The following is an 11266-nucleotide window of genomic DNA, read 5'->3' on the forward strand; positions in this document are numbered from 1 at the left end:
CGGTCACAGTCCCCATGCTATTGTCCGATGTCGATCTACGCCGTGTGGACCCGGACCGGGTCGTTGTCGGAAGGACACTTCCCGATGCCGGCCGTTGCCACCCCAATCGTGCCGCCGACGCTGGACAATCCGGCCGGCGGGGCCATGGGCCTCATCTTCACCACGTTGCCGGCGCTGCTGCGATTGAGCTGCGGGCTGTTCGGTGCGGCGGTGGCCGTCTCGGTGCAGACACAGCCGGTGCGGCAGGGGATGTTGCTGCCCGCCGTGGGCCTGCTGACCGGCTGGTCCCTGTGGTACGCACACCGCGCGCTGCGCCACGGCATCGGCACCGCCCTCGTCGCCGGTGACGTGGCGGTCACCGCGCTTGCCTGCCTGCTCATTCCCGTGCTGGTGGCGCCCGAGGTGCTGCCCGGCGAGGGCAGTTGGATCGCCGTGCTGGCCAGCACCACCGTGATCAACGCACAGGCCACCACCTCGGCGCGCCTGTCGATCCCGGCTGGGCTGCTGGTGATCGCCACCTACGTGACCGGGGCGCAGGCGGCCGGCAATCCCACCGAGGCTCGGGCACACGCGGCCACACTGCTGGCGCAGACCGCCTGCACGGCGATGATGGCGGCGGTCATGCGCCGACGCATCGGCCGGGCGGACCGCGCCTTCGTCGAACACCAACGGCTGACCCGGGAGGCGCTGGTCGCCCGTGCCGCCCGGGAGGCCGAACGTCAACAGAACCGCGATCTGCACGACACGGTGCTCGGCACGTTGACGATGGTGGGGCTGGGCGCGGTGGCCGGGCCCTCGACGGTCTTCCAGGACCGGTGCGCGGCCGACCTGCGTACCCTCGTCTCACTCACCGACGGCGGCCCGGTGGCCGGCGACGGCCCGGTGCCGCTCGACGGGCGGTTGCGGTTGGTGGCCGACCGGCTGCCCGAGCTCGCGGTACGGCTGGACCTGGCGTCCTGCGCCGTCCCGGTCGGGGTGGCCGACGCGATAGGCGAGAGCGCCTACGCCGCGCTGTCCAACGTGGTCCGTCACGCGCCGGGCGCCGCTGTCACACTGCGCTTGACCAGGGACGCGATCGGCGTCGTGGTCGAGGTCGCCGACGACGGCCCCGGCTTCGACCTGGCCACCGTCCCACCGCACCGGTACGGGTTGCGCGAGTCCATCCGCGGCCGGATGGCGACTGTGGGTGGGCGGGCCGACGTGCGCTCGGCGGTCGGCGAGGGCACCCGGATTCGACTGGAGTGGCCCGGTGTCGGCTGACCTGAACGCCCCGGCGTACCCCACCGGCGCTGCGGAGGCCCCGCCCCGGACGGGCGTTCCGACGCCCCGGGAGCCGGTCTCCCCCGCGCCGCTCGCCGCGCCGGCGGCCGTGGCGCACGCGTCCGACCGGGGCGCCCGGATCGCCGCCGTCGCCATCGCGTTGGCCTGGCACGTCGTGATCGCGTTGCCGGCGGTGCTGTCCGCCCGCGCGGAGTTCGCCGCGCCAGCGGTCGTGCTCGGCGCCTGGGTACTCGTCGCCGGGACCGGCGCGGTGGCCGGGGTACGGCTGTTGCAGGGCTCGCCGCTGCCGCCGTGGCCGCTGGCCGGGCTGCTGCTCGTCGTCGACGCGGCCGTCTTCGCCGCCGCCGGTGAGCGGCAGTTGTTCACCGCGGCGAACTGGGTGTGGGGCACTCTCGGCTGGTTCTTCGTGCTGGCGGTGTGGGGCCGGCGGGTGGTGGGGCTCATCGCGCTGCTCGGCACGCACGCGTTGATCGCCCTGGTCGCCGTGCTCTGGCACGGCCCCGACCCGGCCGACGTGGCCCGCTACGTGATGTACGTCTACGGCACGTTCTCCCTTCCGGTGGCGGTCTTCGTGGGCAGCACCGTCATCGTCGGCCTGGCCCGGGAACGGGCCGCCGTCTCGGCCGCCGGTCACGCGATCGCCGCCGAACGGGACGCCGCCGAGCGGGGTCTTCAGGAACGTCGGGACCGGCTCGCTCTGGTCAGTACGGCGGCCGGGCGGGTCCTCGGTGACCTGGCCGCCGGCCACGTCGACCCGAACGACCCGGAGGTGCAGCGCCGGTGCATGCTGGCAGCCGCTCGGCTGCGCCGGCTGATCGCCGAGTCCGACGACGTTCCCGACCCGCTGCTGCACGAGTTGCGAGCCGCCGCCGACCTGGCGGAACGCAACGGCCTCCCGATGGACCTGGTCACCATCGGCACCCCGCCGCCGCTGCCGGTGGAGGTTCGCCGCCGGCTGGCCGACCCGCTCACCGGCACCCTCGCCGACGCCCGGGGATGGGCGCGACTGACAGTGGTCTCCAGCCCGGACGAGGTGGTGGTCAGCCTCGTCACGCCGGACCGGGAGGGACCGGAGTCGACCGGCGCGCCCCCAGGGCAGGACGACGACGGGCCGGTGCAGTACCTCTACGAACGGGACGGGAACATCAGATGGGCGCAGACCCGGTGGCGGCGGTGACCGGCGACCGGCCGGTCGGGGTGGCGATCGTCGACGACCACCCGGTGGTGGTCGAGGGGGTCCGCGCCTGGCTCGCCACCGAGCCGCGCCTGACGGTGCTCGCCACCGGCGACGACCCGGACGCGGTCCTGCGGGCGGCACCGGACGCCGATGTCATCCTGCTCGACCTGCGGCTGCACGGGCGGATGGCGTTGGACAAGCTGGCCGAGCTGAGCGCCGCCGGGCGACGGGTGGTGGTCTATTCGGAACACACCGACCCGCAGACGATGCTCGCCGCCCTGGACGCCGGGGCGGTGGCGTTCCTGGCCAAGCACGAGGGCCGGGAACACTGCGTGGAAACGGTGCTGGCTGCCGCGAGCGACCGCCCGTACGTCCCGCCGACGCTTGCCGGTGCGATGGTCGGTGACCCGCGACCCGACCGGCCGATGCTGTCCGACAAGGAGCGTGAGGCGCTGCTGCTCTGGTTCCAGTCGATGTCGAAGGCGTCGGTGGCCCGACGGATGCAGATCAGCGAGCACACCGTCAAGCAGTACGTGGATCGGGCGCGGATCAAGTACACCCGGGCGGGGCGACCCGCCGCCACAAAGGCGGCATTACTCGCCCGTGCGATCGAGGACGGTCTCGTCCGCCCGGAGGAGATCGGCATCTACCGGTCACAGGCGACGCACGACCGGCCGACCCCCTAACAGGCGTCATGACATAGGGCCTTCGGTCCGCCAGGCTTCAGTACACAGCCATCTGACCGGAAGGTCGTGACGATGCACGCCGACGCGTCCCCCTTCTTCATCGGTCCCCACCGGTTCGACGCCCCCGACGACGACGTGGGCCCGACCCTGGACCGCCGCTACAACCTGCGCCCGAGAGCCGGTGAGAAGGTGCTCGGGACACACCGGCTGCTGGTCGCGGGCTACCTGCTCGGGCCGAGCGAGGTGCGCTGCCGTTGGCAGATGCCCGAGCCGGTCGCCGTGACAGTCACCGACCAGCGGGTCTGCTGGGTGGGCAGTGGCTCACATCTGTCCCTTGTCGCTGACGGCTCGCACCGGGCCCGGCCGCCCGCCCGACTGAACGGCCTGATGAGCGGTCAGATCCGTTGGCAGTGGCCGTCCCGGCTGGAGTTGCCGACGAGTGCGCCGAACGCACCGGCGCAGCTGCTGATCGTCTGCGACGCGCTGCGTACCATCCAACAGCCGGCGCTCGCCCTCAGCGGAGCGGCAGCCGAGGTCGTGGCGCTGGCCCGGCAGGTCCGGCGGGCGGTGGCCATGTTCCGGCTCTCCCGACCGCAACTCGTCGACCTGTCGGCCCAGGAGCGCGACGTGCTCCTGCTGCGGGCCGGCCCCGGTCTGCTGGCCGGCGACACCAGGATCACGCTGCCCGGCTCGTTACCGGTGGAATTCCACTCGCGGGACGACTACTACCGTTCCAGACCGGAGCCGACCTCGTGGGACGGGCTCGCGGGCGGCGCCGCATCCGGGCACCGGTGACCCGACCGCTCGCCCGGCGGCTTCCACGGTGCCGCCGGGCCAGGTGAGGGGTCGTTGACGGGACGTCAGGCGCTGGTGGCGGGCTGCTCGGCGGCGGCGTCCAGGGCGGCGGCCTCCTCCGGCGTGGGCGCGCTGCCGCCCAGGTGCGCGGGCTGCCACCAGGTGTCGTCCGGGCCGGCCGGAGTGTCCGGATAGTTCCGCTGCGCCCTGTCGACGAGTGCGCTGAGCCGGGTGGTCAGCTCGGCGGCCAGCACGTTCGGGTCCGGGAAGTCAGCCGGGTTGATCGGCTCGCCGATCAGGATGGTGATCGGCGTGTGCCGGCGGGTGAGCGTGCGCGGGCGGCCCTTGGTCCAGAGGCGCTGGGTGCCCCACAACGCGACAGGCAGCACCGGCACCTTCGCCGAACGGGCCATCCGGACCGTGCCGCTCTTGAGCTCCTTGACGGTCAACGACCGGCTGATCGTCGCCTCGGGGAAGACACCGACGACCTCGCCCTTCTTGAGCGCGCCCACGGCGGCACGGAACGAGGCCGCGCCGGCCTGCCGGTCCACCGGGATGTGCCGCATCCCCCGCATCAGCGGGCCGGAGATCTTGTGCGTGAAGACCGAATCCTTCGCCATGAACCGCACCAGCCGGCCGGAGGCGTTCGCGCCCAGACCGGCGAAGATGAAGTCGAGGTAGCTGACGTGGTTGCTCGCCAACACCGCCCCGCCCGTGCGGGGTACGTGGTGGGCGCCCTCGATGGTGATCTTCAGGTCGAGGACCCGGAACAGCGTCTTGGCGGCGGCGATAACGGGCGGGTACACGAGCTCCGGCATTCGCAGAATCTACCCTGACCGGCTGGGGATCGGCTGGGTGGTGAACCGGCGGCGACGCGGGTGACGCGCCCACCGCCGGTTCGGCTGCCGATCGGTCAGTCGGCGAGTTTGTCCAGGTCCAGTCGACCCCTGGCGAACGCGTCCACCCGACCCCACCGACCGGGGATGTCCAGCACCTCGATGCGACCCATCCCCACCGGCAGCCGTGGCTCGACCGCCAGGTGACCGTCGTGCGGCTCCAGGCCGAGCATGGTGCGCAGCAACAGCAGCGGCGTACCAGTCGACCATGCCTGTGGGCTGCACGCCGTCGGGTACTCCACCGGGAACTTGGTCAACTCCCGTGGGTAGCCGCCGAACGCCTCCGGCAACCGGCCGTCGAAGTACGTGGCCGCGTCCAGGATGCCGTTGGCGATCGTCGCGGCCTCCTCGGCGAAGCCGTACCGGCGCAGGCCCCAGGCGATGAACGAGTTGTCGAACGGCCAGATCGTGCCGTTGTGGTAGCCGATGGGGTTGTACCGCGTCTCCCCCTCGGCGAGGGTGCGCACCCCCCAGCCGGAGAAGAGCCGCGGCCCGACCAGGTGCGCGGCGAGCTTCTCCGCCCGGTCGGGCTCCACGATCCCGCTCCACAGCAGGTGCCCGATGTTGGAGCTGAGGATGTCGCACTGGCGGCCGTCCGGGTCCAGGGCCAGGGCGAAATACTCGCCGTCGGCCACCCACCAGTCCCTGTTGAACCGCTCCTTCAGCTCCGCCGCCTCCCGCTCCAACTGGTCGGCGAACTCCCTGTCACCCCAGAACTCGCGCGCCAGGCGGGCCGCGCGGACCTTCGCGTCGTACGCGTACCCCTGCACCTCGCAGGTGGCCCGTGGGAACGGCGGCAGCGTGCCGTCGGAGTAGGAGATCGAGTCCCAGGAGTCCTTCCAGCACTGGTTCTCCAGGCCGGTGTCGGTGTTGCGCCGCTCGTACCAGATGTAGCCGTTGCCGACCAGGTCGGCGTAGTTGTCGATCCACCTCAGCGCCGCCCGGGACTCCTGCTCCAGCTCCTTGACGAGCGCGACGTCCCCGCTCCACCGCTCGTACTCGTCGAGCAGCACGATGAACAGCGGCGTCGCGTCCACCGAGCCGTAGTACGGCGAGTGGGGCTGCTCCTCGAAGGCGGCGGTCTCCCCGTAGCGCATCTCGTGCAGGATGCGCCCCGGGTCCTCGTCCCGGAAGTCGTCGAACCGGCTGCCCTGCAGGGACGCCAGGATGCGCAGCGTCGTCTTGGACAACTGCGGGGTGAACGGCAGCGTCTGCAGGCAGGTGAGGATGCTGTCCCGGCCGAACATGGTCATGAACCAGGGCAGGCCGGCGGCCGGCAGGGTGGCGCCGCCCAGCGACAGCGGCGAGAAGCGCAGCGCCGCCAGGTCGATCAGGCTGCGCCGGTAGGTGCTGGCCACCCGGCCGTGCTCACTGTTGACCTTCGGCGCGTCGGCGATCCACTGATCCAGGTCGTGCTGGAGGGCGAGCCGCTCGGCGCCGTGTTGGCGCAGCCCGAAACGAAGGTCCCGGCCGCCGGGCCCCACCGCGTGGGTCTGGACGTCGATCACGGCTTCCCACTGCTCGTTGGGCTCCAGGTGCACCGTGTACGCGAAGCCCTTGTCGTCGTACCGGGCGGACATCGACGACGAGACAACCGTCTCCCGCCGGAAGTTGCCCCGCCGGTAGCCGAGCCGCAGCCGGTCCGACTCCACCTCGGTGTAGATCTCGCCCTTCTTGTTCAGGATCTCGTCCTTGACCTGGAACAGGTCGGCGAAGTCCGACGCGGCGTCCATCCGGACTTCCAGGTCGACGGGCTTCTCGTCGTGGTTGAGGATGGTCAACTGCTCCCGGAAGCTGCCGCCCACGGTGCGCTCCCGAATGATCGACAACTTCGCGTCCACATAGTGCGTGGCCATTCCCGGGACCAGGAAGAAGCGCGACTCGAAGTACTGGAGGTCGTCGAAGGAGAGCGAGTTGAGTCGCTCACCGTTGACTGTCAGCACCCAGGTCGACAGGAAGCGGGTGTCGATGGAGAAGAGCCCGGTGGGCTCGCTCGGTGTCGCCTCGATGTCACCGGTGTCCTCGCAGACGACGAATGTGTTGCCGTCCAGGATCCGGATCGTGTTGCTCTGCCCCATCAGTGCACCTCCCCGGCGAAGCGCCGACGTGGCCCACGGGCGTCCGGGGAGCCCGGGAAGATTCGCTCCACCTGCACCACGAGACGGGCGTCGCCCGACACCGTCATGTCCCCCCGCAACAACGCGGCCAGGCCGTGCTCACGCCCCGAGGCGATGCCGTCGAAGAGAACCGGGCTGGTGATGATCACCGTGTCGGCCTCCCGGTCCTCCTGACTGACGTTCAGCCGGCCGTGATCGATGCGCAGCAGCCAGTGCCGGGTCTGTGCCCCCTCGTGCAGGTCGATCCGCAGTGTCCCGGAGGTCTTGGCCAGCAGAGGTTCGTACCCCCGCCGGTCCAGGTCCTCGAAGAACCTCGTGGTCGCGTCCACCATCGGGTCCGCTCCTCCCAGTTGCCGGGCCGGGGATCCCACCCACCGCGCTCGCGTCGCGCGGACGGCCGGCGTTGCACGTCCCCGCACGGGTCCCCGCCGCTCCCCCAGGTCAACCTCGCCCAAATCGGGTGACCCCCACCCCACCCCCTGCCCCCGCCCCCTGCCCCCACCCCCGCCGGTGATCAAGAGGTTCGCGTCATGCGTGCGGTGTGTCGTGACGGAAAGCTCTTGATCAACGGGGCAGGGGGTCGGGGCCTGGGGTGGGGGACGCGCGAGCGCCGGCCCTCCCGGGTGGGGAGGGCCGGCGCTCGCCGCGGCGGACGGGTCAGTTGTTCGGGTCGTCGGCGCTGATGTCGGCCAGAACCGACTGCGGTTCGCGCTCGACCGCGAGGTCACCCATCGACACGAGGCCGACCAGGCGGCCGTCGTCGATCACCGGGAGTCGGCGTACGGCGTACGTCCGCATCAGGTCCGCGGCGGCCACGGCATCGTCGTACTGACTCACCGTGATCACGTCGCGAGTGGTGATCTGGTTCAACCGGGTCGCGCCCGGGTCCATGTTCTCCGCGACACCACGGACCGTGATGTCCCGGTCCGTGACGATGCCGACCACACTGTCGCCGTCGGTCACCACCACATCGCCGATCGCGCTGTCACGCATCTCCTGCGCGGCGGCGATGAGCGTGTCGTTGCCGTCCATCGTCACCAACCGGGTCGTCATGAACTCTCCGACCGTTGTCATGGTGCTCCCCTCTCGGTGTCGGCACGGCCCGTCTACCCGCCGCCCGGGAGGGGGTAACGCCGACGGCCCCGGCCTATCCGCGCGGGTGGCGCAGGCGTCGCAGCTCGTACAGACCGCTGCTGGTCAGGCTGTAGAACGCCGGCAGCAGCAGAAAGATCACCAGCGCGAACAGCGGGCTGGCCAGGAATCCGACCAGGATCGCCAGCACGTACCCCAGGAGGCCGACAGCGGCCCTGGCCCGTTCGGCCGGAAAGAACCGACGTGGCACCGCCTGGTCGAGCAGGTCGTGATGCCGGGCGAGGTAGTGGTACAGCCCCAACCAGCTCACCGAGACCAGCACGCCGACCAGACCGTAGACGACCACTCCGGTCCGCTGGTCCGCCTGGTCACCGTCCCGCATGGCCTGCGAGACGACAGATGTGGCGAACGGCAGCAGCGCGGTGCTGAACAGCACAGCGAGGTTGTACCACTGGAGGGCCTTTCCGCTGTTCTCCACCCGGTTGAAGGCGGCTCGGTGGTTCAGCCAGCCCACCGCCACGTACGCGTACGACGTGACATAGGCGAGGTACGCCGGCCACTGCTCGACCAACGCGTGCAGCAGCTGACCGCGGCCGACCCGGGGAGGCTGAAGGTCGAGCACCAGCAGCGTGATGATGATCGCGAAGACCCCGTCGCTGAACGACAGCAGCCGGGAGGTTTCCCGCCGCAGGGGCGGGCCGCCGGGAAGGTTCTCGTCACTGCTCGTGGCAGCGCCCATCCCCCACCCCCTCCCCGACGTCCCGCGACGGCACGGCGGAACGGCATACCCGCCGAGCGGCGGTGCACCCGCCCATGGGCGCCGCCTACCGTCGGCGGATGGTGACGGGCGAAGCGGAGTTGCGGGAACTGGTCGCGGGCAGCGGTTGGCTGACCCGGGCGCTGACAGCGGTACGTGACTCCGGGCTGCCGGACGCCTGGATCGGCGCGGGGGCCCTGCGCGACCTGGTCTGGGGCGAGCGGTACGGCGACGGGTTCGACCCGACGCGGGTCCGCGACGTGGACGTCGTCTTCTTCGACCCGACGCGGCTGACCCGCGCCGACGACGACCAGGCGACCGCCCGGCTGACGAAGATGTGGCCGCAGCCGCCGTGGCAGGCGCGCAACCAGGCAGCGGTGCACACCTGGTACGCGGCCACGTTCGGCGGCGACCCGATCGAGCCGTACCGCAGCGTGGCCGAGGCGGTTGCCACCTGGCCGGAGTACGCGACGGCGGTGGTCGTCCGCCTGGACCCGGCCGACCGGCTGGAGGTCCGCGCGCCGTACGGCCTGACGGATCTGCTGGGTGGGGTGTGGCGGCACAACCCGGCCCGGGTGGACGTCGCCGGGTCCCGGCAGCGGTTGACCCGGCACCGGCCGGCGCAGCGTTGGCCCGGCGTGACGGTGATCGAGCCGGGCTGAACGGCGGGTTCGGCGGGCTCAGCCTCGGGGCGGCATGCCGTACAGCCGTTCGACGTGCAGGCGCAACACGATCCGTCCCTCGTCGACCATGGCCTGGCGGTACTCGTCCCAGTCGGGGTGTTCGCCGCTCACCGCACGGTAGAGCGCCACCAGCTCCTCGACGGTGTCGTCGACGAGTTGGGTGGCCGGCGGGGTCAGTGCGGCGCGACCCTCGACCACCGCGTACGCCCAGCCGTCCTCGCTGCTGACGTGGAAGCTGGCGCGCGGGTCGCGGCGCAGGTTCGCGGTCTTGGCGCGGCCGTCGGTGACGGAGACCCGGATCAGGCCCGCGTCCCGGTCGAAGGAGTAGAGCACCGTGGACAGTTGCGGACGCCCGTCCCGCTTGATGGTGGCGAGCACGCCGATCGGGCGGCCGGCCACCAGATCGGTGAGCGCCTGCTGGGTGCGGTCATCCGGCATGGTGTCCTCCAGGTTGGACGGTCGTCTCCGCTCCATCCAAGCACGACCTGCCGCCGTCGTAGGCGAGACTGCCCCCACGCGCACGGGCCCCCGCCGACGTACGGCAGGGGCCCGGTGCTCGGTGGGAGTGGGCTGATGTGGCGACCGCGCCGCTCAGCGGCGCTCGGCGGCGACCAGCTCGGCGAGTTGCACCGCGTTCAGCGCGGCGCCCTTGCGCAGGTTGTCGTTGGAGCAGAACAGGGCCAGCCCGTACTCCACTGTCTCGTCGGCGCGGATCCGGCCCACGTAGGTCGGGTCCTGGCCGGCGGCCTGCAACGGCGTCGGGACGTCGGTGAGTGCCACCCCGGGCGCGTCGGCCAGCAGTTCGTGGGCGCGTTGCGGGGTGAGCGGCCGGGCGAACCGGGCGTTGATCTGGAGCGAGTGCCCGGTGAAGACCGGCACCCGGACGCAGGTGCCGGAGACCTTCAGGTCGGGGATCTCCAGGATCTTGCGGCTCTCGTTGCGGAGCTTCTGCTCCTCGTCGGTCTCGAACGAGCCGTCGTCGACGATCGAACCGGCCAGCGGGAGGACGTTGAAGGCGATCGGCTGGGTGAACGAGCGCGGTGCCGGGAACTCCACTGCCGACCCGTCGAAGGCCAGCCCGGCGGCGTGCTCGGCCACCTTGCGGACCTGCTCGTCCAGCTCGGCGACGCCGGCCAGCCCGGCGCCGGAGACCGCCTGGTACGTGGAGACGACCAGGCCCACCAGGCCAGCTTCGGCGTGCAGCGGACGCAGCACCGGCATCGCGGCCATCGTGGTGCAGTTGGGGTTGGCGATGATGCCCTTCGGGCGGTCCAGGGCGGCGTGCGGGTTGACCTCGGCGACCACAAGCGGCACCTGCGGGTCCATCCGGAACGCCGACGAGTTGTCGATCACCACGGCGCCGGCCTCGGCGACCCGTGGCGCCAACTCCCGGGCGGTGCCCTTGCCGGCCGAGAAGAGCACGATGTCCAGCTCGGAGTAGTCCGCGGTCGCGGCGTCCTCGACTGTCACCTCACCGTCGCGCCACGGCAGCGTACGCCCGGCGGACCGCGCCGAGGCGAACAACCGCACCTGCTCCGCCGGGAACTTCCGTTCCGCCAGCACCTGCCGCATCACGCCACCGACCTGGCCGGTGGCTCCCACAATGCCGATCCTCATGCCCGCGAGGCTACCGACCCCACCCCCGGAACCGGGACCCCTTTCCCACCCCCCGGGTCGCACCTCACACCCCGCCCCCGCAGCGGTTGATCAAGAGGTTTGCGTCAAATCACGTGCTCGGAATGACGCAAACCTCTTGATCAACCGCGAAAGGGGGCGGTCAGG

At 71.5% G+C, this 11266-nt stretch carries 12 protein-coding genes; 5 read left to right on the top strand and 7 right to left on the bottom strand.

Annotated features, from left to right (window positions below; genetic code table 11):
- The first annotated feature begins 84 nt into the window (after positions 1 to 84).
- The 4 genes from ABZ406_RS04850 to ABZ406_RS04865 all read left to right on the top strand — a co-directional run bounded on the left by ABZ406_RS04850 (position 85) and on the right by ABZ406_RS04865 (position 3939).
- The gene (locus ABZ406_RS04850) at positions 85 to 1260 is read left to right on the top strand and encodes an ATP-binding protein (protein WP_357756305.1); all 1176 of its coding nucleotides are present in this window, start codon (positions 85 to 87) and stop codon (positions 1258 to 1260) included.
- A complete protein-coding gene (locus tag ABZ406_RS04855; RefSeq protein ID WP_357756002.1) occupies positions 1250 to 2458 on the top strand; it encodes a hypothetical protein in 1209 nt (402 codons plus the stop codon). The genes ABZ406_RS04850 and ABZ406_RS04855 overlap by 11 nt, the downstream gene beginning before the upstream one ends.
- Positions 2431 to 3144 carry a response regulator transcription factor gene (locus ABZ406_RS04860; RefSeq protein WP_357756003.1) on the top strand — a complete coding sequence of 238 codons (714 nt, stop codon included), beginning with the start codon at positions 2431 to 2433 and terminating at the stop codon, positions 3142 to 3144. The genes ABZ406_RS04855 and ABZ406_RS04860 overlap by 28 nt, the downstream gene beginning before the upstream one ends.
- Before the next feature lie 72 nt (positions 3145 to 3216).
- Positions 3217 to 3939: a hypothetical protein gene (locus tag ABZ406_RS04865; protein ID WP_357756004.1), complete on the top strand. Its 723-nt coding sequence runs from the start codon at positions 3217 to 3219 to the stop codon at positions 3937 to 3939.
- A gap of 65 nt (positions 3940 to 4004) precedes the next feature.
- Here ABZ406_RS04865 and ABZ406_RS04870 read toward each other — a convergent pair whose 3' ends face one another.
- The 5 genes from ABZ406_RS04870 to ABZ406_RS04890 form a co-directional block, all read right to left on the bottom strand.
- Complete coding sequence (locus tag ABZ406_RS04870; RefSeq protein ID WP_357756005.1) at positions 4005 to 4757, bottom strand: lysophospholipid acyltransferase family protein; 753 nt, start codon at positions 4755 to 4757, stop codon at positions 4005 to 4007.
- 95 nt (positions 4758 to 4852) lie between these two features.
- Entirely contained in the window at positions 4853 to 6913 is a 2061-nt protein-coding gene (locus tag ABZ406_RS04875; protein ID WP_357756006.1) for a glycogen debranching N-terminal domain-containing protein, read from the bottom strand.
- Entirely contained in the window at positions 6913 to 7284 is a 372-nt protein-coding gene (locus tag ABZ406_RS04880; RefSeq protein WP_357756007.1) for an SCP2 sterol-binding domain-containing protein, read from the bottom strand. Before ABZ406_RS04880 ends, ABZ406_RS04875 begins: the two co-directional genes overlap by 1 nt.
- A 325-nt stretch (positions 7285 to 7609) precedes the next feature.
- The gene (locus ABZ406_RS04885; RefSeq protein WP_357756008.1) at positions 7610 to 8026 is read right to left on the bottom strand and encodes a CBS domain-containing protein; all 417 of its coding nucleotides are present in this window, start codon (positions 8024 to 8026) and stop codon (positions 7610 to 7612) included.
- A gap of 73 nt (positions 8027 to 8099) precedes the next feature.
- Positions 8100 to 8783, bottom strand: a complete 684-nt coding sequence (locus tag ABZ406_RS04890) for a TMEM175 family protein (RefSeq protein WP_357756009.1) — start codon at positions 8781 to 8783, stop codon at positions 8100 to 8102.
- A gap of 98 nt (positions 8784 to 8881) precedes the next feature.
- Between ABZ406_RS04890 and ABZ406_RS04895 the strand changes: the two genes are divergently transcribed.
- Positions 8882 to 9463, top strand: coding sequence for a nucleotidyltransferase family protein (locus ABZ406_RS04895; RefSeq protein ID WP_357756010.1), 582 nt, complete (start codon positions 8882 to 8884; stop codon positions 9461 to 9463).
- 18 nt (positions 9464 to 9481) lie between these two features.
- Here ABZ406_RS04895 and ABZ406_RS04900 read toward each other — a convergent pair whose 3' ends face one another.
- Together ABZ406_RS04900 and ABZ406_RS04905 are read right to left on the bottom strand one after the other, a co-directional pair.
- Positions 9482 to 9922 (bottom strand): PPOX class F420-dependent oxidoreductase, encoded by a 441-nt coding sequence (locus tag ABZ406_RS04900; RefSeq protein ID WP_357756307.1) that lies wholly within the window; start codon positions 9920 to 9922, stop codon positions 9482 to 9484.
- A 153-nt stretch (positions 9923 to 10075) separates the two neighbouring features.
- On the bottom strand, positions 10076 to 11101 hold the full coding sequence (locus ABZ406_RS04905; protein ID WP_357756011.1) for an aspartate-semialdehyde dehydrogenase: 1026 nt from the start codon (positions 11099 to 11101) through the stop codon (positions 10076 to 10078).
- Positions 11102 to 11266: the final 165 nt, after the last annotated feature.

Origin of the sequence: Micromonospora sp. NPDC005710, from assembly GCF_040630995.1 — a bacterium.
Taxonomy (GTDB): domain Bacteria; phylum Actinomycetota; class Actinomycetes; order Mycobacteriales; family Micromonosporaceae; genus Micromonospora.